Source organism: Kitasatospora sp. NPDC058478 (assembly GCF_042720345.1).
Lineage (GTDB): Bacteria > Actinomycetota > Actinomycetes > Streptomycetales > Streptomycetaceae > Kitasatospora.
In genome coordinates, this window is the sequence record NZ_JBHXML010000050.1 from 50,871 (window position 1) to 73,568 (window position 22,698).

The 22,698-nt window shown below is 74.2% G+C and carries 15 protein-coding genes; 8 read left to right on the forward strand and 7 right to left on the reverse strand.

Annotation, left to right across the window (positions count from 1 at the left end):
- Positions 1-31 precede the first annotated feature (31 nt).
- Entirely contained in the window at positions 32-3,481 is a 3,450-nt protein-coding gene (locus tag ACFWPT_RS26245) for a BTAD domain-containing putative transcriptional regulator (RefSeq protein WP_380484666.1), read from the forward strand.
- Here the strand turns inward: ACFWPT_RS26245 and ACFWPT_RS26250 are convergent.
- The 3 genes from ACFWPT_RS26250 to ACFWPT_RS26260 all read right to left on the reverse strand — a co-directional run bounded on the left by ACFWPT_RS26250 (position 3,464) and on the right by ACFWPT_RS26260 (position 8,969).
- The gene (locus ACFWPT_RS26250) at positions 3,464-4,732 is read right to left on the reverse strand and encodes a serine hydrolase domain-containing protein (protein WP_380484668.1); all 1,269 of its coding nucleotides are present in this window, start codon (positions 4,730-4,732) and stop codon (positions 3,464-3,466) included. The two genes, ACFWPT_RS26245 and ACFWPT_RS26250, sit on opposite strands and share 18 nt — an antisense overlap.
- Positions 4,733-5,001: 269 nt before the next feature.
- Positions 5,002-7,746 (reverse strand): M4 family metallopeptidase, encoded by a 2,745-nt coding sequence (locus ACFWPT_RS26255; RefSeq protein ID WP_380484670.1) that lies wholly within the window; start codon positions 7,744-7,746, stop codon positions 5,002-5,004.
- A gap of 500 nt (positions 7,747-8,246) precedes the next feature.
- Positions 8,247-8,969 (reverse strand): MarR family transcriptional regulator, encoded by a 723-nt coding sequence (locus ACFWPT_RS26260; protein ID WP_380344617.1) that lies wholly within the window; start codon positions 8,967-8,969, stop codon positions 8,247-8,249.
- Between the two features lie 224 nt (positions 8,970-9,193).
- On the opposite strand from ACFWPT_RS26260, the gene ACFWPT_RS26265 reads away from it, so the two are divergent.
- Positions 9,194-10,381: a serine hydrolase domain-containing protein gene (locus tag ACFWPT_RS26265; RefSeq protein WP_380484673.1), complete on the forward strand. Its 1,188-nt coding sequence runs from the start codon at positions 9,194-9,196 to the stop codon at positions 10,379-10,381.
- A 66-nt stretch (positions 10,382-10,447) separates the two neighbouring features.
- On the opposite strand, the gene ACFWPT_RS26270 is transcribed toward ACFWPT_RS26265, so the two are convergent.
- The 3 genes from ACFWPT_RS26270 to ACFWPT_RS26280 form a co-directional block, all read right to left on the reverse strand.
- Entirely contained in the window at positions 10,448-11,752 is a 1,305-nt protein-coding gene (locus ACFWPT_RS26270) for an RNA polymerase sigma factor (protein WP_380484675.1), read from the reverse strand.
- Positions 11,752-12,171 carry a YciI family protein gene (locus tag ACFWPT_RS26275; protein WP_380344626.1) on the reverse strand — a complete coding sequence of 140 codons (420 nt, stop codon included), beginning with the start codon at positions 12,169-12,171 and terminating at the stop codon, positions 11,752-11,754. Before ACFWPT_RS26275 ends, ACFWPT_RS26270 begins: the two co-directional genes overlap by 1 nt.
- A gap of 146 nt (positions 12,172-12,317) precedes the next feature.
- Positions 12,318-13,172: a LysR family transcriptional regulator gene (locus tag ACFWPT_RS26280; protein ID WP_380344629.1), complete on the reverse strand. Its 855-nt coding sequence runs from the start codon at positions 13,170-13,172 to the stop codon at positions 12,318-12,320.
- Positions 13,173-13,252: 80 nt separating this feature from the next.
- Here ACFWPT_RS26280 and ACFWPT_RS26285 point away from each other — a divergent pair, with 80 nt between their 5' ends.
- From ACFWPT_RS26285 to ACFWPT_RS26300, 4 genes are all read left to right on the forward strand, one after another.
- On the forward strand, positions 13,253-13,771 hold the full coding sequence (locus tag ACFWPT_RS26285) for a cupin domain-containing protein (RefSeq protein ID WP_380484677.1): 519 nt from the start codon (positions 13,253-13,255) through the stop codon (positions 13,769-13,771).
- Positions 13,772-13,814: 43 nt separating this feature from the next.
- Positions 13,815-14,177, forward strand: a complete 363-nt coding sequence (locus tag ACFWPT_RS26290) for a DoxX family protein (protein WP_380484679.1) — start codon at positions 13,815-13,817, stop codon at positions 14,175-14,177.
- Between the two features lie 244 nt (positions 14,178-14,421).
- Positions 14,422-14,724 (forward strand): hypothetical protein, encoded by a 303-nt coding sequence (locus ACFWPT_RS26295; protein WP_380426138.1) that lies wholly within the window; start codon positions 14,422-14,424, stop codon positions 14,722-14,724.
- A 105-nt stretch (positions 14,725-14,829) separates the two neighbouring features.
- On the forward strand, positions 14,830-15,735 hold the full coding sequence (locus tag ACFWPT_RS26300; protein WP_380484682.1) for an aegerolysin family protein: 906 nt from the start codon (positions 14,830-14,832) through the stop codon (positions 15,733-15,735).
- 112 nt (positions 15,736-15,847) lie between these two features.
- On the opposite strand, the gene ACFWPT_RS26305 is transcribed toward ACFWPT_RS26300, so the two are convergent.
- Entirely contained in the window at positions 15,848-18,538 is a 2,691-nt protein-coding gene (locus ACFWPT_RS26305; RefSeq protein WP_380484684.1) for a LuxR C-terminal-related transcriptional regulator, read from the reverse strand.
- Positions 18,539-19,241: 703 nt separating this feature from the next.
- Between ACFWPT_RS26305 and tap the strand changes: the two genes are divergently transcribed.
- Both tap and tpg read left to right on the forward strand, forming a co-directional pair.
- Positions 19,242-21,488, forward strand: a complete 2,247-nt coding sequence (gene tap, locus ACFWPT_RS26310) for a telomere-associated protein Tap (RefSeq protein ID WP_380484686.1) — start codon at positions 19,242-19,244, stop codon at positions 21,486-21,488.
- Between the two features lie 6 nt (positions 21,489-21,494).
- Positions 21,495-22,049, forward strand: a complete 555-nt coding sequence (tpg, locus tag ACFWPT_RS26315; RefSeq protein ID WP_380346369.1) for a telomere-protecting terminal protein Tpg — start codon at positions 21,495-21,497, stop codon at positions 22,047-22,049.
- Positions 22,050-22,698: the final 649 nt, after the last annotated feature.

Genomic DNA, 22,698 nt, shown 5'->3' on the forward strand with positions numbered 1-22,698 from the left:
CTCAAACCGGTGCTGCTGCGATAGTGACCCGGTGCGCGTCGGCCTGCTTGGACCCCTGGTACTGGACGCCGGAGCGGGCCCGCTGCCGATCGGCGGCGCGCGGCTGCGGGCGCTGCTGGCCTACCTCGCGCTGGACGCCGGCCGCGCCGTCCGGCCCCAGGCCCTGGTGGACGCGCTGTGGGCCGAGGCGCCACCGGCCGACCAGACGAACGCCCTGCAGTCACTGGTGTCCCGCCTGCGGGGCGTCCTGGGCGACCCCTCGCTGCTCACCTTCGGACCGGCCGGGTACCGGCTGGCCGTCGAGCCCGGTGCGGTGGACACCGCCCGGTTCGAGCAACTGGCCCTCTCCGGCAGGCACTTGCACACGCAGGGCCGGCCGGCCGAGGCCGCCGCCGCCCTGCGGGAGGCCCTGGCCCTGTGGCGCGGACCCGCGCTGGCGGACGTGCGCGAGGCGCCGTTCGCCGACGCCGAGGCCGGGCGGCTGGAGCGGGCGCGGCTGGCCGCCCTGGAGGACCGGATCGAGGCCGACCTCGCGCTGGGCGCCGGACCGGAGCTGATCGCCGAACTCGAATCGCTGACCGCGCGGCACCCGCTGCACGAACGGCTGCACGCCCAGCTGATCCGGGCCCTGGCCGCCGGCGGCCGGGGCGCCGAGGCACTGGCCGCCTACCAGCGGCTGCGCGCCCGGCTGGCCGACACCTTCGGCAGCGACCCCGGACCGCAGCTGCGGGCGGCCCATCTCGCGGTCCTGCGCGGCGAGCTCCCGGCACCCCCCGACCACCAGCAGCCAGCCGTCCACCGCACCCCCGACGACCAGCCGCCACCCCAACAGCCGCCACCCCAACGGCCGGAACCCCGCCGACCACGGCCGCCCGGCAACCCGGACGCGCCGCTGACCAGCTTCGTGGGCCGCGAGGACGACATCCGCCGGGTGGCCGAGCTGCTCGGCCGAGCCCGCCTGGTCACCCTGGTCGGCCCCGGCGGGTCCGGCAAGACCCGGCTGGCCACCGCCGCCGGCCGCCGGCTCACACCGCCCGGCGGGGTGTGGTTCGTCGCCCTGGCCCCGGCCGGCCCGGCGGACGTGCCCCGCGCGGTGCTCGACGCCCTGCGCACGCGCGAGGCCGACCTGCCCAAGAACGCCGCGGCCCCGACCCGCCGCCCCGGCACCCCCGAGGAGATCCTGGACCGCCTGACCGAGGTGCTCACGCACGACGACCCGGTCCTGGTGCTGGACAACTGCGAGCACGTGATCGACGCGGCGGCCACGCTGGCCGAGACCCTGCTCGGCCGGTGCCCCGGACTGCGGGTCCTGGCCACCAGCCGGGAGCCGCTGCGGATCGACGGCGAGAACCTGCACCCGGTACTCCCCCTGGAACTGCCCGAACCCGGCTCGACGCCCGAACAGGCCCGCGCCTGCGCGGCGGTCCGGCTGTTCCACGACCGGGCCACCGCCGTGTGCCCAGGCTTCGCCGAGGAGGACGGCTCGCTGGCGGCGGCGGTCGAGATCTGCCGCCGCCTGGACGGCCTGCCACTGGCGATCGAACTGGCCGCCGCCCAACTGCGCACCCTGCCCGCCGAGGTGGTCGCCACCCGGCTGGACGACCGGTTCCGGATGCTCACCCGGGGCAGCCGCACCGCCCTGCCCCGGCACCAGACGCTGCGCGCCGTGGTGGCCTGGAGCTGGAAGCTGCTGGCCGCCGACGAACGGGCGCTGCTGGAACGGCTGTCGGTGGCGCCCGGCAGCTTCACCGAGGACGCGGCGCAGGCGGTCGCCGGGCTCGCCGCCCCGCACGCCGACCACCACCCCGGCGACCGTGAGGCCCACGACGCCCTGGCCTACGACGCCCCGGCCCGCGACGTCCGGGAGCTACTGGCGGCGCTGGTCGACAAGTCGCTGCTGCACCCGCTCGGAGCCGCCGCCACGGGAGAGCCGCGCTACCGGATGCTGGAGACCATCCGGGAGTACGGCCTGGAGCAGCTCACCCGCCACGGGGAGGCCGGCGCCGCCCGCGAACGCCACTGCGGGTTCTTCCTCGCCCTGGCCGAGACCGCGGAGCCGCGGCTGCGCACCCGCGACCAGCTGCGCTGGCTGGCCCGGCTGTCGGCCGAGCGGGACGACCTGCTGGCGGCGATCCGCTGGGCGGTGGAGTCCGGGGACGCCGCGACGGCGGTCCGGTTCGGCGCCGCGCTGTGCTGGTTCTGGTCCATGCGGGGCTATCCGCCGGAGTCGCTGGATCTGCTCGAACGGGTCCTGGAGGTTCCCGGGCCGGCCGATCCGGCGGCCCGTGCGCTGGTGATCGCGACGTACGAGGTCGGCACCGAGTCCATCGGCCGGCCGGAGGACAGGGCGGCCGCCTTCGGCCGGATCGAGGCGGCGATGGCGGGCGTCGACCCCGGTGTCCATCCCCTGCTGGAGCTGGCCCGGCTGGCCGCGGCCATTGCCGGCCCGCAGCCGCAGGCCGCGACCGGGCCGCCCCCGCACACGCCCGCCCTCCCTGGCCCCCCAGCCCCCGCGGATTCCCAGGGCTCCCCGGACTTCCCGGACAGCGAGCGCAAGGACCCCTCCAGCGGCCCGTTCGCCCTGCTCGTGCGGGGCCTGCTGACCCTGCACACCGGGGACGTCACCGAGGCGGCGGGCTTCCTCGCCCACGCGCTGGCCGGTTTCGAGGCGCTCGGCGAGCGGTGGGGCATGGCGACCGCGCTGAGCACCCTCGGTTCGCTGCGGCGGCGCTCCGGCGACCTGGCCGGCGCGCTGGCGATGAACGAGCGGGCCACCCGGTACTTCCAGGAGCTCGGGATGCAGGAGGACACGGTCGACAGCGATGTCCAGGCCGCCCTGATGCGCGCCCAGGCCGGGGACGCGGACGGCGCGCGGCGGCAGCTGGAGGGCCTGCTCGACCAGGTGGCGCAGGCCGGATGGGCCGAGCCCAGGGCCCTGGTGTGCCTGGGCCTGGCCCAGCTGGAGTGGCGGGCCGGGCAGCGGGAGCAGGCCCGCGCACACGCCCTGGCCGCCCTGGCCCAGGCTCCCGGCGTCCAGCCGGTGCCCTCGCACCTCACCGCCCTGCTGCTGGGCGTGCTCGCGCAGCTGGACGCCGCGGACGGCCTGCCCGACGCGGCGGTGCGCCGGCTCGACCACCCGGCGGTGCACCTGGTGCTGACCTGGAACTCGGCGGTCGCGGCCCGGATCGCGGTGGCGGCCGCCGACATCGAGCTGTGCCGCGGCCGGCCGGGGGAGGCGGCGCTCCTGCTCGGCGCCGCCGACCTGCTGCGGGGCTCGGACGACCTCGGCGACACCGACGTGCACAGGATCGCCGGGCGGGCCACGGCCGACCTGGGAGCCGCCGGGTTCGCGTCCGCGCACGCCGCGGGTGCGGCGATGGCGCGGACCGAGGCCAGGGACCTGCTGTCCGCGATCATCACCGCACCCGCACCCGCACCCGCACCCGCGGCCGGGCCGCCCCCGTCAGTGAGCCGGAACTGAAGCCGGAACTGAAGCCGGACCCGGAGCAGGGGCCGGCTTGCCGAACATGGCGCAGGTCACCGCACTCTGCAGGGCCTGGCCGGCCGCGGTGAGCTTCGCGTCGGCCCCGAACTCGAACAGGAACTCGGTCGCGATCAGGACGGTGGCCGTACGGCTGCCGGTGCCGTCGGTGAGGTTGGTGCTGGAGTAGCCGGTGATCCCCCCGTCGTGGGCCCAGACGGTGCCGCAGGGGGTGCGGCCCGTCTCGATGCCCAGGCCGGAGCCGGGCCCGTCCACCGGGTTCTGCGGGTCCATCGGCACGGTGGTGCGCAGCTGCGCCAGCTGGGCCGCGGGCAGCAGCCTGCCGGACATCAGCGCGTTGTAGAAGCGCGACCAGTCCTGCGCGGTGGACACCACGGCCCCGGCCGCCCCGCCCCAGCCCGGGTCGTTGCCGGAGACGTCCACCCGGCCGTCGCGGTGCACCCCGGCCACGTCCCGGAACGCGGCGGGCACCCCCGTCGGCATGTGGGCGGAGTCCGGCTCGTAGCCGCGGACGTGGCGGCCGCGCCAGCTGCCGTCCGTGGCGAGGTAGGTGTGCTTCAGGTTCAGGGGCCGGGCGATCCGGTCGCGGACCAGGTCGGCGAGGCTCGCCCCGGTGACCCGCTCCAGGACGGCGCCGATCGCCGCGTAGTCGGTGTTGCTGTAGGACCACCGGGTGCCCGGCGGGAACAGCGCCGGGCGCTTGACGCCCACGGCGAGCAGTTCGGCGGAGGTCCACCGGTGCGGGTCCTTGCCGAGGATCGACGGCAGGACGGCGGGGTCCTCGGTGTAGTCGGCCAGGCCGCTGGTGTGGTTCAGCAGCATCCGCAGCGTGATCGCCCGGCCGTCGGGCACCTGGCCCGGCAGCCACGCCTCCACCGGGTCGGTCAGCGCGAGCCGCCCCTCGGCGGCCAGTTGCAGGGCGATCACGGCCATCATGGTCTTGGTGTTGGAGCCCATCCGGAACTCGTCCCCCACCGCGAGCCGCTGGTCCGCCGCGGCCCAGGGGGCCTGCTCGGCGATCTCGACGGGCCGGCCCCGGCCGTCGTCCACCCGCACCACCACCCCCGGCGCCCCGGCAGCCACCAACTGCCGTGCCAATTGCTCCAGTTGAGCCCGCTGCGCCTCGGCCTCGCCCCGGGTCGCGGAGGGCGCGGACCCGGCGGTGGTCAGGGGGGCCGGGAGCGCCGGCCCGGTGGTCAGTCCCACGGTGAGGGCCGACGCGGTCAGCACGAGCGGCGCCAGCCGCAGGCGGCGCGACCACCCCGTCCGGGACGGCGAAGGGGCAGCCGAAGAAGGAGTGGAAGAAGGAGAAGTGGCTGGCGACATGGATCAGTTCCCTCTGGTTGCCGGGTGACCTGGACGGCCCCAGCCTCCGGCCCGCCGCTGGCAAACCGCGCACAGCGCGCTGGCACCCGCCGTCCACCCCGGATCCGCTGCCCGCCTCGCCGTCCGCCCCGGTGCCCGCCGGCACCGGGGCGAACGACGCGGCCGCGCTCGGATCAGCAGGACCCGGCCGGGCGGTCGCGGACCACGAGGTCGTTGCGCCCGGCGGTGGCGTCCAGCCAGACCGCCCGGGTGCCCTGGTCGGCGGCGGCGTGGAACTGGCTGCCCCGGTTGCAGGAGACCCGCACGGGGGTGCCGCCGCCGACCGGCAGCTGGTACAGCTTGGGCAGCGCGGCGTTCGACCAGCCGCTGCTCGGCTGGGCGCCGCGGTGCAGGAAGGTGACGGCCTGGTCGGTGGCGGTGAGCTCCATGTCCGCCGGGGTGTACGGCGAGTCGGCGGAGAGCAGGTCGCGCACGCCGGAGCCGTCCAGGGCGCCGGAGCGCAGGGCGGTCGGGCGGGTGCGGTCGGCCGGGGCGGCCAGCCAGAGCAGCCGGTCGCCCGCGAGCAGCGGGGAGGCGAGGTACGGCGGGTCGGTGCCGTTCGGGGTGCTCACCGGGTACTGGGCGGCGACCTTGCCGGTGGCGGTCGAGAAGACCGTCGGCGCCTGGACGCCGGCCCCGTCGGCCGTCCAGGACTCGATCCAGCCGAGCAGGCCGTCCTTGAACGCGAGGGACGTGAAGGACGTGAGGTTGTGGCCCTCGGGCAGCGGGAGTTCCACGGGCGGGGCGCCGTCGTGGGAGAGGCGGACCCGGGTGCGGCCGGTGTCGTTGTCGGTCACCGTGAAGGCGATGTCCCCGCCGGACACCCGGACGCTGCCGGGCGACTGGTCGGGGGAGTGGAACACGCTGCGCACCGGGCCGCCGGACAGCGGGCGGGTCAGCACCTCCGTCCCCCACGTGCCGGTGGCGTCGGGCCCGATCGCCAGCCAGACGGCGGACGTGCCGTCGGTGGCGGCCCAGCCGTGGATCCGCCCGTCGTCCGGGCTGAGCCGGGTCGGGGTGCCGGGGGCGGTGGTGGAGCCGGTGTACAGGGCCGTCGCGCCCTTGCCGTTCGGGTCGGTGTTGCCCATCACCCAGTGGCCTCCGCCCGCGGCCGGTCCGACCGGGGCGGAGGTGCCGGGCAGCAGCGGGCGGGTGTCCGTCCCGAGCCGGTTCTGCCAGCCGGCCTTGATCCCGTGTGCGTCGAACGCGGCCGCCACCTTGCGCAGTTGGGCTCCGCTGAGTTTGAGGGCCCGGCCGGCGGCGAGCACCGCGTTGCGTCCGTCGACGAAGTCGTCGAGCGGGGTGAGGTATTCGGCCATCGCCCGGTAGACGAGGCGGTCGGCGGTGAGCGGGTCGAGGGTGCGCCGGATGTCCCACAGGGCGCCGCTGAAGATGGTGGCGTTGAGGTGCGCGCCGCCGTTGTCCAGGTCGAGCCCGGCGCCGAGGTAGTCGTCCACGGTGGTGCGGTGGTCGTCCAGGCGGCGGTTCGCGCAGTCCTGCGGGGTGCCGGTGCGGCACAGGTTCTCGCCCATCAGCGCGGCCGCCGGGTCGTCCATGGACGTGCCGCGGGCGGTGACCTCGATGGCGTTGCCGAAGTAGTCGGCGAGTCCCTCGTTCATGGCCCCGGACTGGCCGTCGCCGACGAGGTTGGCGGTGTGCTGGATGACGCCGTGGGTCATCTCGTGCCCGGCCACGTCGAGGGCGGCGGAGAACGGCAGGAACCTGGCGTTGCCGTTGCCGTAGAGCATCTTCTGCCCGTCCCAGGCGGCGTTCGGGAAGGGCTTGCCGCGGTTGCTCACGTTCACCACGGAGGTGATCGCGCCGCCCTTGCCGTCCAGGCCGTCGCGGCCGAGCCGGTCGTGGTAGAAGCCGTACACGGCGGCGGCGTTGAGGTGGGCGTCGGTGGCGCCGCTGGTGCCGGTGGAGGCGGGGAAGGCCGGGCCCGGGGAGGCGACGGGGAGGCTGCCGTCGGGCAGTCGGCCGCTGAACTCGTTGTAGTCCCGTCCGGTCGCATCGTAGGTGGTGATGGTGACGGGCCGGGTGAGGTCGACGAGTTGGTAACTTCCGTCCGGCTGGCGGGAGATGTTCACCGGCACGGTACGGCCCAGGAGGTCGGGTGCGGTCCCGGTGGCGGGCTCGGCGGCGGCCGCGCCACGGGCGGCGCCGGCCCCTGTGTCGTCGGCGCCGCCGACCTGGTACGGGGCCGAGGAGTCGTGGGCGAGGGCGACCACGCCGAGCGTGGCGTCCGCGTAGACCTCGCGGACCAGCGGCTCGCCGTTGCCCGGGCCGGCGGTGTGCACGGTGAAGTGCCGGGCGAGTCGGCCGGTGCCGCCCGGCAGGACGACCAGGCCGCGGTCCTCGGCGGTGGCCCCGGCCCGGGCGCGCGGGTCGGGGAGCGAGTCGAGCGCCAGCTTGCGCAGCACCGCGTCCGGCACGGCGGGGGCGGTCGGCGCGGTCAGCCCGGTGAAGTACTTGCCGCCGACCGACTCCACCCGCTGGCCGGCCCCCTCGCCGGTGAGGCGGACCAGGTACTGCCCGCCGAGCACCGGTATGCCGCCGTGGTACTGCTGGAACCTGACGGTGCGCCGGTCGGCGGCCGTGCGCTCGACCGCGAGCTCGGTCAGCTGCCCCGGATCGACCCGGTACCGGTCCAGGTGGGCCGCGAGATGGGCCCGGGCCGCCTCGACCGGACCGCCGGGCGCCGCCTCGGACAGCCCGGTCACCAACTGCGGGGCGGCGGTGCCCTCACCGGCCACCAGGGCGGGGACGGGATCGGACTCGGCGGTCGGGCCCGGCGGCGCGGCCAGGGCGGGGGAGGCGGTCACGGTGAGCGCCAGCGCCAGACTCAGGGCGGCGCCCGAGCCGAGCACCCTGGCCACTGGACGGGAACGGTGATGCACTGCGGTCCTCCACGGAAATCGGCAGTGACGGCAGCACGACAGAGCTGCCTTTCACGGAGGAACGGGGCACCGGACAGGCCCGGTTCAGCCGGTCGCCGCCCTCCGGCCGCCCCCGCGGGGCCGCGCCCTCCCGCCGGGTTCGTCGCCCCCCCGCCCGGCGCACCCGCCCCGGACGAACGCTTTCCCGGGGCCCCCGGGGCGTCGCCCGGCAGCGCCGAGACGCAACTGCGCACCCGGCTCTACCCCGGCGGTCGGCCTCCGGCCTCCGGCCCCCCGTCGGTCGGCCCCCCGGCCCCCGGCCTGAACCAGCCCCCACCGGGCCGCCGGCACGCCCCGGGGGCCGACGGCCGGTCCACCGCGGCCACCCTGTCGAAGAACCCGCCGCGTATCCGCGGATACGGCACCCGATCGGGTGCGGAGCCCCACCCGCCCGGACCATTGCGCATCTCACCCGACCGCCCCGCAGGGGGCGTCCGGGATCAGCCGGTCCGCGATCCGGGCCGGCTCTCCTCCCGCCACTGCCGCACGGAGCGCACGATGTCCTGGCCGATCCGGTCCAGGAAGGCTGCGGCGTCGTCCATCCGGGCGCCGGCCGGTGTGCCGGGGCCGAGCGTCTCGGCGCCCTGGCGGGCGACGCCGGCGAGCATCGTGTTCCGTTCGGCGCTGGCCAGCAGTGCCCGGTACCAGACGTCGTCGTCGATGACGTACCGCTCCCGGCGCTGCTGTTCGCCGCGTTCGCGGCGGATCAGCGCCTGGCCCTCCAGGTAGCCGACGGCCTTGGAGACGGCGGCCGGGCTGACCTGCAGCCGTTGCACCAGTTCGCCCGCGGTGAGGCTGCCGTCGTCGGTGACGTACAGGCAGGCGAGGACCCGGGCGACCATGCGGGGCAGGCCGCTGTGCACCAGCAGTTCGGCCAGTTCGTCGGCGAATTCGCTTACCGCCTGCGGGTCGCGGCCCTCGGCCGGCGGTGTGGCGGCGGCGGCCGGTCGGGCGGTCGTGCCGCTGCGGCGGGAGCGCTGTGCGGTGGCGCGCTGGGCGTGTTCGGCCCGGTAGTCGGAGGGCCCGCCGTTGCGGGCGATCTCGCGGGTGACGGTCGAGGTCGGCCGTTCGATCTGCCGGGCGATCTCGCCGTAGCCCAGCCCCTCGGCCAGTCCGGCGGCGATCCGGTGGCGGTCCTGCGGGGTCAGCCTGGCTCCGGGCATCCGTCCTCGTCTCCTTCCGTCGCGTGAACAGTATCCGTCCGGCTCGCCCACTGTTGCAATGGAGTCGCGACGTTCTGTTGCATTCACTGAGAGAGTCATTGCAAGAATATTGTGGTATCTACCTGCGAATTTATCCACCATCGGCAGGTTTCGTATTGACCATTATGTGAATTTGCTCGTAGCTTCTTCCCGAACCGCGACACCACATCGAGGGGGAACACACCATGGGAACCACCACGCGCGCAGCCGTCGCCACCCTGCTCGCCGGGGCCGTGCTGGCCGGCGCCGCCGCCGCACCGGCGTTCGCCGCGCCTGCGCCGGACGGCAGGGGCGGGCACCCGGGGGTCCAGCGGGTGCTGGACCGGGCGGTGGCCACGGGCGGTCTGCCCGGCGCGGTCGCCGAGGTCCGGGACGGCGACCGCCGGTGGTTCGCCAGTGCGGGCGTCGCCGACCTCGCCACCGGGCGGGCCCGTCTCGTGCAGGACCGGTTCCGCATCGGCAGCACCACCAAGACCTTCGTCGCCACCGTCGTCCTCCAGCTCGCCGCCGAGGGGCGGCTGAGCCTCGACGACAGCGTGGAGCGCTGGCTGCCCGGCCTCCTCGACGCCCCCGGCTACGACGGCGAGCGGACCACCGTGCGCCAGCTCCTCAACCACACCAGCGGCATCTACAACTACGCGATGGACGAGAAGGTCCGGCAGGAGGCGAGCGGCCTGCCCTTCCTGCGGCACCGCTTCGACAGCTACACCCCCGGACAGCTCGTCCGGATCGCGCTCGCCCACCGGCCCGACTTCGCGCCCGGTACCGGCTGGACCTACTCCGACACCAACTACGTCCTCGCCGGCCTGATCGTCGAGCGGGCCTCCGGCGGCACCCTGGCCGCGCAGATCGAGCAGCGGATCACCACCCCGCTGGGCCTCACCGGCACCTACGAACCCTCCTCCGACGACACCGCCATCCACGGGCCGCACGGGCGCGAGTACTCGCGTCTGGGGCTCACCGGGCCGAACGCCACCGCCTACGACGTGACGGAGCTGAGCCCGTCCTGGGGCTGGGCCGCCGGCGACATGGTCTCCGACGTCCGCGACCTGAACACCTTCTTCGCCGCCCTGCTGGGCGGACGGCTCCTGCCGCCCGCCCAGCAGCGGGAGATGTTCACGATGATCCCGACCGGGCACCAGTGGATCGACCAGGCGGAATACGGTCTGGGCGTCGCGGGCATCAGGCTCGACTGCGGCCCCACCGTCTGGGGCATGGGCGGCGCCATCAACGGCTCGTGGTCCTACGTGTTCGGCACCCGCGACGGCCGGCACCTGCTCGCCACCAACGTCAACGGCGACTGGGTCGAGGGGAGTTGGCCGATCGCGGTGTTCACCTCCGAGCTGGAGGCGGAGTTCTGCCCCGGCTCGTGACGGCCCCGCCTCGCGACGCCCCCGCTCGTGACGGCCGGGCACGATTCGTCCCCGCCCGCCCGGGCGTCATGGCAGCGCGGCCGCCTTGCGCAGCAGTACCGACCGCTCGCGGGTGTTGCGGCACAGCCGGGCGGCGAGTTCCAGTTCGGCGCGGGCCTCGGCGGTGCGGCCGAGCCGGGTCAGGAGTTCGCCGCGTACGCCCGGGAGCAGGTGCGATCCCGAGAGCCGGCCGGAGGCGGCGAGTTCGTCGACCAGGTGGAGCGCCTGCTGGGGTCCGTTGGCCATGGCGACGGCCACGGCCCGGTTGAGTTCGACGACGGGGGAGGGGGCCACGCGGCCGAGTGCCTCGTAGAGGAGCACGATGTGTTCCCAGTCGGTCTCCTGCACCGAGGGCGCCGCCGCGTGGCAGGCGGCGATCGCGGCCTGGAGGCCGTAGGGGCCGAGGCCCCGTCCGGTGGCGGCGGCGCGGCCGAGTGCGGCCAGGCCGCGGTGGATCGCGGAGCGGTCCCACCGGCGCCGGTCCTGGTCCTCCAGGAGCACCGCCTCCCCGTCGGGTGCGGTGCGGGCGGCAAAGCGCGCGGCGGTGAGTTCGAACAGTGCGAGCAGTGCGCACGCCTCCGGTTCGGCGGGCAGCAGGGCGGCCAGCGTCCGGGCCAGCCGGAGTGCCTCGTAGGCGAGGTCGGGGCGTAGCAGGTGGTCGCCGGCGGTCGCGGTCGAGCCCTCGGTGAAGATCACGTACAGGACGCTCAGGACGGCGCCGAGCCGTTCGCGCCGTTCCTCGGCCGGCGGCAGTTCGAACGGCACGTGCGCCGCGGCGATCGTCTTCTTCGCCCGGGTGATCCGGGCCTGGACGGTGGCGGTGGGTACGAGGAACGCCCGGGCGATCTCCTCGCTGGACAGGCCGCCCACCACGCGCAGCGTGAGCGCGACCCGGGCCTCGGGGGAGAGCACGGGGTGGCAGGCGGTGAACATGAGCGCGAGGACGTCGTCGTCGACCCGGTCGGGGTCCCACGGCAGTTCGTGCGGCGGTCCGGAGGCGGTGGCCGGGCCGGAGCTGAACTGGCCCTCGGCGAGTTGGCCCGCGAGCAGGGTGTAGCGCTCGTCGAGGGCGGAGGCGCGGCGGAAGGCGTCGATGGCGCGCCGGCGCGCGGTCGCCAGCAGCCAGCCCACCGGGCTGGTGGGCACGCCGTCGCGTGCCCAGCCGACGAGTGCTTCGGCGAGCGCCTCCTGGGCGACGTCCTCGGCGAGCGCGAAGTCCCCGGTGTAGCGGGCCAGTGCGCCGACGATCCGGGCGGACTCGATCCGCCAGAGGGCCTCGGCGGCCCGCCGGGCCGATTCGGTGCTCGGCGGGCCGTCGGGGGTGGTGGGCATCAGTGCTGGCCGGTCCGCTCGCGCCAGGCCCGCTCCTTGGCGATCCACTCGTTGTCCTGCGGGAACTCCTCGATGCCCGGTACGCGGCGGATCTCGACCTTCGAGCCGGTGATGGCCGGGAGCCGCTTGGCCCACTCGACGGCCTCCTCCTTCGAGGCGACGTCGATCACGTAGAAGCCGCCGAACAGTTCCTTCGTCTCGCCGTAGGGGCCGTCGGTGACCACCGGGCTCTGTCCGCTGAAGTCGACCACCACGCCCTGGGAGGGGTCGTCCAGTCCCTCGGCGGCGACGAGCACGCCCGCCCGGATCAGTTCCTCGTTGAAGCGGCCCACCGTTTCGAGCATCTCCTCGAAGGGCGTCTCCATCATCTTCGCGACGCTCTCGTCCGTGCCCCGCATGATCAGCATGTACTTCGACATCGTCACTCCTTGCTCGGGGGCCGCTTTCCGGCCCTCTCCATCCCAGGTCGAACGGCGTGGCCGCGGATCGACACGGCGGGCGGATCCGGGACCACTTTTTTTCGACGGACGCCACCCTCTCGCAGGGCGGCCTCCTCTCACACCTGTCACACCTGGCGGTACGCGGCCGTCGCGATCTCGGCGAACGAGCGGACCAGCGGGTTGGTGTCGCCGTCGTTCCACACCGCGACCACCGGGCTGGGCGCCATGTCGGCCAGCGGGACGGTGGTGAGGTTCTCGGGCAGGTCGTGTCCGAGCGGGGCCAGGCCGACCGTGCTGTTCCAGAGCACGGCCTGCAGGCATTCCTGGACGCCGCGCACCACGGGGCCCTCGCGCGGCGTGCCGCCGTTCCAGTACGACTGCCACCGGGGGTCGGTTCCCGGGGGGAACTGGAACCAGCGGCGGCCGGCCAGGTCGGCCAGTTCCAGGCGGCCGCGCCGGGCCAGCGGGTCGTCGGCGCGCAGGACCGCGCCGACCGGGTCGGTGCGCAGCACGCGCACCGCCAGGGCGGTGTCGTCGAACGGCGCGCGGGTCAGGGCGACGTCGACCAGTGCGGCGCGCAGTCCGCAGGTCGGGTCGGTCAGGTCGGTGTCGCGCACGCGGATCTCGACGCCGGGGTGGCTGCGGCGGAAGGCGGCCGCCAGCCTGGTGATGCCGGGGTCGGTGCCGTCGCCCAGGATGCCGACGGTCAGGGTCGCGGCACCGGCCGCCGCGGCCACGCGCGCGCGCAGGCGCTCGGCCCGGTCGAGCAGGGCCCGCGCCTCGTCGAGCAGCACGGTTCCCGCCGGGGTGAGGGTGACGCCGGCGGGGGAGCGGGCGAACAGCAGGGCGCCGCTCTCCTTCTCCAGCTGCTTGATCGCCCGGCTCAGCGGCGGCTGGCTCATGTGCAGGCGGGTGGCGGCCCGGCCGAAGTGGAGTTCCTCGGCGACCGCCACGAAGTAGCGCAGGGTACGTAGCTCCACGCTGCGACGATACCCGCCGGGTATCGGCGTGGTGGAACGGGTCTTGGACACCGGCGGGGCCCCGGCGGTGGACTCGGAACATGACCGACACAGCGAAGACCAGTGAACCGCAGGCCGGCCCCACCGTATCGGTGGTCGCCCCCGGCGAGGGCGAGACGATCGTCATGGGCACCACGCGCATGCGCGTCCTGGAGGACGGCAGCCACACCGGGCACCGCCTGGCGATGACCGAGTCCCTCCTCGCCCCGCACACCCCCGGACCGCCGCAGCACCGCCACGCCCGCCACGACGAGGGCTTCTACGTCATCTCCGGCACGGTGCGCTTCACCGTCGGGGACCAGCACCACGACGCGGGCGCGGGCACGTTCGTGATGGTCCCGCCCGGCGCCCCGCACACCTTCGCCAACGTGAGCGACCACAGCGCCGTCATGCTCAGCGTGTTCACCCCCGACCTGTACCTGCAGTACTTCCGGGACCTGCGGGACATGACCGCCGACGGCGGGCCGCCGACCCCCGAGGCCGGCCTGCGCACGATGAGCCGCTACGCCACCGAGCCCGCCACCAGGCCCGTCACCGGGCCCGCCGCCGACCTGGCCTGAAGCCGACCGGTCCACCCGCCGGCGGTGACCGTGAAAGGACGTCATGACCATCGCCTACTGGTTCCTCGCCACACCGCTCGCCGCCTTCTACCTCTACGCGGGCGCACTCAAGGCGACCCGCGACCGCGACCGGCTGCGCCCGATGATGGCCTGGGTGGACCGCGTACCGCTGCCCGCCGTCAGGGCGCTGGGAGCGGCCGAACTCCTGGGCGCGGCAAGCCTGTTGCTGCCGCCGGCGGCCGGTGTCGCGCCGGGGCTGGCCGTGGCCGCGGCCGTCGGGTTCGTGCTCCTGCAGACCGGCGCGATCGCCGTGCACCTGACCGGCGGGGACCGCCGCGTCGCGCTCAACGCCGGGCTCCTCGCCGCCGCGGCCGCGACCGTCTGGCCGGCCGCCGCCGGGATGTGACCGGGCGCCACCCCCGTCCGCGCCCTGTCTCCTCTGTTCAGCCCCCGCTCCGCCCCCGTCCCGTCCCGTCCGCAGGCCCTCGGTACGTACACCGTGCCAAGTTCGCGGTTTTCCACGATGCCCGAGCGTGGTGGTGGCGTGTCAGCCTGTGACTGCCACCGCATCCCGCAGCCGGGTCGGGGCGGGGCCGATCCGCCGCAGGTGGCCGGCCGTCCACGTGGAACGCCCAGAAGGGATATTTGTCATGCACAGGCAAATTCGTTCAGCCTCGCTCTGCGCCGCGATCGCCGCCGCGGTCCTGGTCGGCGGCACCGCCCAGGCGTACGCCGCCGTGGCCTCCCCCGCCCGCGCACACGCCTCCGCGTCGCCCGCCGCCCAGGACGGCGCGTCGGCGTCCGCGATCTGGCGCTGGGCCGGCCGGTACGACTCGTTCGTCGAGGCGCAGGCGGCGTACTACGTGCTGTACGGCCTCGGGAGCGCCGTCGCCCAGCTGATCGAAGAGGTCATCGTCGACGGCGCGAAGAGGTGGGAGCTCTACATCCAGTGAGCCCCCCCGGCGCCGGCACCGAGCCGCGACGCCCCCCCCGGATGAGAACACGGCGGGCGCGACCCGGCGCCCGCTCGTCCAGCCTTGAAGAGAGTTGGTAGACCCATGCGACGCACGACTCCCAAGAGCGGCCTGTCCCGCACGGCCGCAGGCGTTCTGACCGCCGTGCTGATGGCGTCCGGAGCGCTCACCCTCGCCCCGGCCGCGCAGGCCGCGACCGGGCAGAGCGGCCCGCAGGCGAGCGCGGACGGCCTGGCGGGGATCACCGCGGCCCGCTCCACGCAGGTCACCCTGTCCAACCACACCGCGTACGGCCTGACCAAGACGTGGGAGAAGCTCGACCACGGCTGCTGGACGAACAACATGCTGCCGCCCGACTACATCCCCACCGGCAAGGAGCCCAGCTTCGCGAGCGAGTCCTGCGGCGCCGGCACCGGGACGGAGGGGAACATCACCTACGGCTTCGCCGGCGGCGAGATCAAGATCTACTGGAACAACCCCTACGTGGGCAGCAACGGCTACAGCTGCTCCGTCCCGGCCGGGTACGCCTGCTACAAGAGCGGCGGCAGCGGGAACAACGCCGGCGTCAAGTTCGACGTCTGGCCGGCGTCCCGGTCGGCCGGGGCCGACACCGCCGACGCGGTGGTGCCCGGCGTCACCGCCGCCCGCAGCACGAGCATCAACCTGACCAACAACTCGGGCAAGCTGCTGGTCCGTTCCGGCTCCAGCCTGCGGTGGGGGATCTGGTCCGACAACATGCTGCCCCCGTCCATGGTCCAGCCCGGTGTCACCGCGAAGTGGGCCAGCGAGTCGGACGGCTTCATGACCGGCACGGAGGGCGAGGTCACCTTCGACGTGTCCGGGGAGAGCAACAAGGTCAGGGTGTACTGGAACAACCCCTACACCGGCAGCAACGGCTACAGCTGCTCCGCCCCGTCCGGGTACAAGTGCACCTGGCAGGGCGGCAGCGGCGACAACGCCGCGATCTCCTTCAACCTGTCGAAGTCCTGATCACGCCGGGCCGAACCAGCGCCCCCGCCCGGGTCACGTCCATCCGTGACCCGGGCGGGGGCGCCCTGCCCTGCCCCGCCGCCGCCCGCCCGCGCCCCGTCCCTTACCGTCCCTACTGGTTCAGGACCGCCACCAGCTGGGTCCGGCGGGCGATCCGCAGTTTGCGGTAGGCGTTGGTGAGGTGGGTCTCCACGGTGCGGCGGGTGAGGCACAGCGTGGAGGAGATCTGGGCGTTGGTGTGCCCCGCCGCCGCCAGTTTGGCCACGCGCCGTTCGGCGGGCGTCAGCGCGTGCCCGCCGTTCCTGTTGCGCACCCCGCCCTCGCGCAACGCCCCCGCCGTCAGGTCGAGGAGGCGACCGGCGGCGGGCGCCTGCCCGGCCTGCGGAGCGGGCGCGGCCAGCCGCAGGGCCACCGCGTGCGCCTCGCGCAGCGTGTCCCGGCCCTTGCGGCCGTTGCCCGCCCCGATGTGGGCCCGGCCGAGATCGGCCAGGGTCTCCGCGAGTTCCACCGGCGCGCACCCCGCCCTGAGCAGTTCGGCGCCCTCGGTCAGCGAGCACAGGGCCAGCCTGCCGCCCACGGCCGCGGCGTACGCCCGCAGCGCCCGGCCGACGGTGCGCGCGGTGCCCCAGGTCCGGGCGTGGCGCAGTTCCTCCTCGGCGAGTTCGCGGGCCTCCTCCCGCCGCCCCAGCCGCACCAGGGCCAGCGCCGCCCCGGAACGCCACGGCGTGGCGACCGGGCTGACGAAGCCGTGGGCGCTCTGGCCGGCTCCGCAGACCAGGTAGTCGTCGAGGGCCGCCTGCCAGCGGCCGTCCGCCGCGTGCAGCAGGGCCCGTGCGTAGCTGAGCTCGTTCCACTCCCAGGAACTGTCGCTGCCGCCCGCTCCGGCCAGTGCCACGGCCTCCCACGCCCCGGTGCGCCGGCCGCTCTCGTGCCGGGCGGTGGCCACCATGGCCGCCAGGTGCGGCAGCCGGACGCCCTGTCCGGCGGTCGCCTCCACCAGGGGGGCGTTCTCGGCGATGACGCGGTCGAACTCTCCCGCCCACAGCGCGGCCTCGGCCCGGACGCTGAGCAGGCACTGCAGGCCCACGTCCGTCAGGTCCGGGGGAGCGGGCGGGGCAGGCAGGCACAGGCCGGCCAGCCCGCGTGCCTCCTCCAGGCAGTCCGCCCACTGCAGCAGGGTGGCCGCGCTGCCGAGCCAGGCGGTCCGCAGGCGCGGGTCCACCGGGGCGGCCAGCCGCGGGCGCACCCGGGCGAGTGCCTCGGCGGCCGAGCAGAGGCCGGCCCCGGCCTCGTACTCGGTGATCAGGCCGCACACCAGCGGCTCGATGCCGGGCGGCGCGGTGGGGGCGAGCGCGCGCAGGCCGGCGACGGCGCCGCGCCAGGCGTCGTTGTCGTGCGAGGAGACGAGCGCGGCGAGGGCCTGCAGCACCTGGACGAGTTCGCCGTCATCCGCCCCGCGGCCGGCCTGCTGGAGGACCCGCAGCGCGGTGCCGGGATCGCGGCCCGCCACGAGGGCCGCGCTCAGGGCGGTCGCCGCCCTCGCCCGCTCCCGCAGATCACTGTGCAGTTCCACTCCGGTGTGGAGCCTGCGGATAGCGGCGGTCGCGTTGTTCGCGAGCTCCAGGGTGCCCAGGCGCATGGTGAGGGCCGCACGCCGGTCCGGATCGAGCGGCCCGCTCAGGGCGTGGCGCAGATACGCGGCGGACTCCGCGACACGGCCGGCGCGTACCGCCTCCTCGGCGGCCTCGGCCAGCGAGCGGGCCATCCACACCTCGCCGGGCCGCTCCACGCGCAGCAGCCGGGAGGCCACGGCGGCCGCCGGCGCACCGCTCTCGTCGAGCAGCTCCGCGATGCGGGTGTGCAGCGCCGCGATCTCCCGCGGCTCGGCGGCGGCGAGGACGGCCTCCCGCGCCAGGGGGTGGCTCAGCAGCCTGTCCAGACGGCGCACCGACCGCTCGTCCGGCGACCGCCTGGACGAGCAGAGACCGGCGAGCTGACGGCGAAGCCCGGGATCGCCCGCCACCCCTTCCTCGGCCGCGACGGCGAGAGCCAGACAGGCCTGGCGCAGACACGGATCGACCCCCCGCCCCAGCCAGTCGGCGATCGCCTCGCGATAACGGCTGCGGGAACGGGCGGCGGGCGGGCGGGGCAGCGGCCCGTCACCGAGGTCGGCGACGAGCGCCCGCACCAGCGCCGGGTTCCCGGCCCCCGCCCCGACACACGTCACGACGTCCTCCCGGCCCAGGCCGGCGCCCCGGGCGATACGCACGACCGCGGACACACTCAGAGCGCGCAGGACGACCGACACACCCGCAGGAGAAGGGAAGGGCCCCGGACCGGACGGGTCGCCGCACTCGGTGACCACCAGCAGGACGGGAATCTCGGCGATCCGGCGGGCCAGATAGCCGATCCACCGCCGGGACGGCTCGTCGGCGTGATGGAGGTCGTCCACCGCGATCAGCACCGGCCGCTCGGCCGCCCAGCGGGCCAGCCGCGTCACCCACCGGTGGAACAACCGCTGCTCGTGCGCCCCGGCCGGCACCGCGAACGGAACGGCCCCGTCGTCCGCGAAGAGCTGCCGCACCAGCCCGAACGCGAACCCCGCCTCCTCCGGCACCCCGCGCACCCGCCCCACCCGCATGGCACCGCCGCCCGCCTCCTGCCGCACCACCGCCTCCAACGCGGCGCTGCGCCCCATGCCGGCCACCGGTGCCGAGAGCAGGACCCAGCGCCCGCCGCCCGCCCGCACGGCCGCCCCGGCCGCCGCGGCCGCGCCCAACACCTCGTCGCGCTCCAAGAGCATCCGCGCCCCTTCCCCTTCGTCCTGTCCGTCCCGCGACGCCGCCCCGGGCCGTGCGCCACCCGCCCGGACACCGGCTTCCGCGGCGATACCGCGGCCCCGGTGTGATCTTCACCCCGGGGCGACGCACGTCAGCCCGCCGCACGAAAAACGGCGCGATCGCGTTCATGACAGAGCTTGATCCCGCCGCTTTTATCACGTTTCACCCACGAACTTTCCACCCGCGACAGCGACGCAGCAGCAAACACCCACCCGCGACCACCGGCCACCATCCGCGCCCCAGTTCGTGCCGACACGGACCGCGCCCCCCAACGCACCACACCGACCGAAAACCGGGACCCCCGCGATTCCCGACCCCACAACCCCTCCCGGACACCCCATTCCAAACGACGCGGACTAATCCGAGACCCACGCCAGCACATCCACCCACCATGACGAATCCCGCTAACCCCCGGCTAATGCCCACGCAACACACCGGACCCCACCACCACCAGCCACCCCGAACCCCGCCCAACACCCCCCAGCCACCGCCGTCACCACACCCCGAACACCAGATGTTCCAGGGCTAAGAGCACCTCCGCCAACGAACAACCCGAAAGCCAAAAACCCCATGGAACAGCCACAAAGACAAGGCCCCACCACCACCAAAGAGCTTCAATTCCAGGGTTAAAAATGGACTAGTGTAGGGCGAGGAGGTGGAGTTCCGATGCCCACACAGGACGAACTGTTCGCAGCAGTGGACGCACTACTGAACGACCCAGGCCCACAACTGCCGGAGCCAACCGAAAGAGCACGCCTCCGAGAGGCCGCCGGAGTCACCCAAGCGCGACTGGCCCAGGTACTGAAGTCAACGGTGCAATCCGTGAAGAACTGGGAAGCCGGCCGCTCCGAACCGAGGCCACCACGCCTGGAAGCCTACGCACGCCTCCTCGAAGGCTGGGCCCAACAGCACCCCACCCCCGCCCCCGCAGCCCGCACAGTCGAAGAAGTCCCGGCCGCCTTCGCCTCAACCCCCACCCCCACAAAGGCCGAGCCGAAACCCACCACCGACGACACCGCGAACCCGGACGACGACAGCCCCCGCCCCGACCGCATCCCGCCAGAACAACCAGCCGAACAACCACAACCACAACCACAACCGCTGCGCCCCGCCGCCCGCCCCACACCACACAGCGACGCCCAATACCCCCACGGCCCACTCGCAGTACTGGACGACGACGGCACCGCCTACGCAGTCGGCGGCCTACTCCTGGACTGCCCCGCCACCACACTCGCACAACTGGTCACCTGGGCCCTGACCGAATCCGGCCTGGGCACCCCACGACTGCACCGCAACGGCAGGGACTCCGACCCCCTGATCGTCCTCACCGCCGCCGCCGCCCAGAAACTCGGCCTGCCACCCACCCTGGACGACGACCCGGTCACCCGCCGCACCCAGCGCCTGCCCGACGACCACAAGATCGTCAAAGCACTCGCCCGCTCCAAATGGCAGCTCACCCGCCGCGGCTTCGGCCCCTGGGCCCGCATCTACAAGCCTGTCAAAGACGGCCGACGCCAATGCGTACAACTCGCCGTCCTGCCCTGGCGCGCCCTGGACACCCGCGCCTGGGGCGACGCCGCCCACCTGCCCGCCCCCGACCTCGCCCGCGTCCTCGGCGTCTACGCCCAACGCGTCATCACCCCCCGCGGCTCCAGCGCCACCAGCGGCCTGGAACTGATGACCGCGCTACGCCCGCCCACGAGGGCGGTACGCGACGAGCAGAGCGGCGGGTGGGTGTCCGGACCGAACCCGGGCGCGCTGACCGAAGTCGTCCAGGCAGCGCCGCCGGAGGTCCCGCCGGAGCACCCCGCCGCACAGGGCTGGACCGGCGGCTTCCTGGACGAGGAGTCCTACCAGTGGATCCGCCCGGTCGAGACCCTCTCCGAAGCGGAGATGATCGAACCGTTCGCGGTCGGCATCGACGTCAACACCGCCTACCTCGCCGCCGCCGCCCGCCTCAACGTCGGCCTGTCCGGCCCGCTCCACGTCACCAACCCACACTTCGACAAAAAGACCCCGGGCAGCTGGCTCGTCGACCTGTCCCACATCCCCACCGACCCCCGCCTGCCCAGCCCGTTCACCCCGACCGGCAACCCCCCCACCGGCCCGGCCTGGTACACCACCCCCACCGTCGCCTACGCCCAGGAACTCGGCCACGACGTCACCCCGACCGAGGCCTACCTGCGCGAGCACAGCGGCGCCTACCTCGACCCCTGGCACGACCGCCTCCGCGAGGCCTACGTCACCACCATGGCCGAGGCCGGCATCCCCACCGACAAGGACACCGACGAACGCGCCTTCCTCGCCGCGATGACCGCCCACCGCCTCCTCAAGAACGCGGGCACCGACCTGGACGCGCTGCGCGCCGCGCTCGCCGCGGAGGGCCTGGGCCACCTGGCCGCGATGGGCGACGACCAGCTCGCCTCGGCCACCTGGCGCCACCACCAGATCGCCATGGTCCTCTCGGCGGTGAAGTCGACGGTGAAGTTCGGGATCGGCAAGCTGCGAGAGCGCCCCCAGGGCCTGACCTACAAGCCCGGCGAGCCGTGGCCGGCGCTTGAGCGCGAGACCTGGCGCCCGGACATCCGGGCCGCGGTCATCGCCAAGGCCCGCGTCAACATGCACCGCAAGATGGCCAACGTGGCGAAGGCCAACGGCCGTTACCCGCTCGGTGTCAACAACGACTGCGTCGTCTACGCCTCCCCGACCACGGACCCGCTCGGCTTCCTGCCGCTCACCGGCTCCGGCAAGGTGCTGCCCGGCACCTTCCGCCTCGGTGCCACCCCCGGTCTGGCCAAGGTCGAGGGCATCCAGCAGATGCTCACCGTCGTGGACTGGCTGGAGCGCGACCAGCCGATCAACCCGGCCCGCCACATCAAGGGCTACGACAGCAGCACCATCGAAGGGAAGTAGGAGGCTGTGGAGGAGATCACCGACGCGATCGACCGGGCCGCGCCCGAGCACTTCACCAAGGCGCCACCCAAGAGCGCGCAGGCCCAGATGCGGCTGCTCGCCAAGGCGGCCAAGGGCGACACCGCCGCCCTGGCGGCCCGGCTCGGTGTGAGTCGCCGCACCGTCGAGCGCTACCTCGCCGGCCAACGCAAGACCCCCAGGGCCGCACTGCGCGAAGCCCTGAAGCGCGAGGTCCAACGAGTGTGGCAGCCCGGCATCCGCCGCCGGGCCCGCAAGAAGGCCGCCACCAGCACGGGCATCACCGTCGAGGTGTGGGCCTACTTCGGCTACACCGCCCCCGTCGGCACCACCGACGAGGCCCGGCTACGGCACCTGACCGTCCACCTCCCACCCGCCTACGCCGGCCGCCTCTTCACCGCCCAGGACCAGGGCGCCGGTGACCAACAGATGCGCGCCATCATGGCCGAGGGATTCCAGGAAACCTACTTCAAGGACGGCGGACGCGCCGCCGGACTCGAAGTCGAGTTCACCGGAATCCAGGCGATCGACGTCCAGTACTGACACCAGGCAGGGACACTGACCCTACACAGTGCATCATTACGATGCACTGAAGCGTGCCACCCGCAAACCCGGGCGGCACGCTTCCCCATGTCGACGGCTCGGGGTGAACGGTGACGGGCGCTCAGGGTAGGCGGAGCGAAGCGGAGGCCACCAGGCTCGACAGGAGGACAGGGGGGCGTTGGCGTTGACCTGTTGTGAGATGGGGGAGGTCAAATGGTGGGATGTGGAACGGAGTTACTGGGCCTACACAGTGCACGAGTGATGCACTGCTGCCGGTTAGCTCACTGAATTCCGCTTGCGGAATTCAGTTCCCCCGCTTGCGGGGGAACACGCCGGAGCGAAGCGGAGGCATGTCCTACCGCCGGCTTGCCGGCGGGGAATTCCGCTTGCGGAATTCAATCCTCGCGCTTGCGCGAGGATTTCATCCGGAGCGAAGCGGAGGATTCGATTCCCGCGCAGCGGGAATCCCGCCGGAGCGCAGCGGAGGCGCACTGTAGTGCACTGCAGTGCACGGAGCAAAGCGAAGGGCAGGGCCCTTGCGAAGCAAGGGAATTCCGCTTGCGGAATTCGATTCCCGCGCTTGCGCGGGAATCCCGCCGGAGCGAAGCGGAGGCGATCGTTGCCCGGCGGCTTGCCGCCGGGGTACCCG

What these genes read in the sequence shown, in the direction of transcription:
- ACFWPT_RS26260 (WP_380344617.1), bottom strand. Translation starts at nt 8,969, where the DNA reads ATGCCCGGAGCCAGGCTGACCCCGCAGGACCGCCACCGGATCGCCGCC.
- ACFWPT_RS26300 (WP_380484682.1), top strand. Translation starts at nt 14,830, where the DNA reads ATGCGACGCACGACTCCCAAGAGCGGCCTGTCCCGCACGGCCGCAGGC.
- ACFWPT_RS26285 (WP_380484677.1), top strand. Translation starts at nt 13,253, where the DNA reads ATGACCGACACAGCGAAGACCAGTGAACCGCAGGCCGGCCCCACCGTA.
- ACFWPT_RS26275 (WP_380344626.1), bottom strand. Translation starts at nt 12,171, where the DNA reads ATGTCGAAGTACATGCTGATCATGCGGGGCACGGACGAGAGCGTCGCG.
- ACFWPT_RS26305 (WP_380484684.1), bottom strand. Translation starts at nt 18,538, where the DNA reads ATGCTCTTGGAGCGCGACGAGGTGTTGGGCGCGGCCGCGGCGGCCGGG.
- ACFWPT_RS26270 (WP_380484675.1), bottom strand. Translation starts at nt 11,752, where the DNA reads ATGCCCACCACCCCCGACGGCCCGCCGAGCACCGAATCGGCCCGGCGG.
- ACFWPT_RS26290 (WP_380484679.1), top strand. Translation starts at nt 13,815, where the DNA reads ATGACCATCGCCTACTGGTTCCTCGCCACACCGCTCGCCGCCTTCTAC.
- tap (WP_380484686.1), top strand. Translation starts at nt 19,242, where the DNA reads ATGCCCACACAGGACGAACTGTTCGCAGCAGTGGACGCACTACTGAAC.
- ACFWPT_RS26265 (WP_380484673.1), top strand. Translation starts at nt 9,194, where the DNA reads ATGGGAACCACCACGCGCGCAGCCGTCGCCACCCTGCTCGCCGGGGCC.
- ACFWPT_RS26295 (WP_380426138.1), top strand. Translation starts at nt 14,422, where the DNA reads ATGCACAGGCAAATTCGTTCAGCCTCGCTCTGCGCCGCGATCGCCGCC.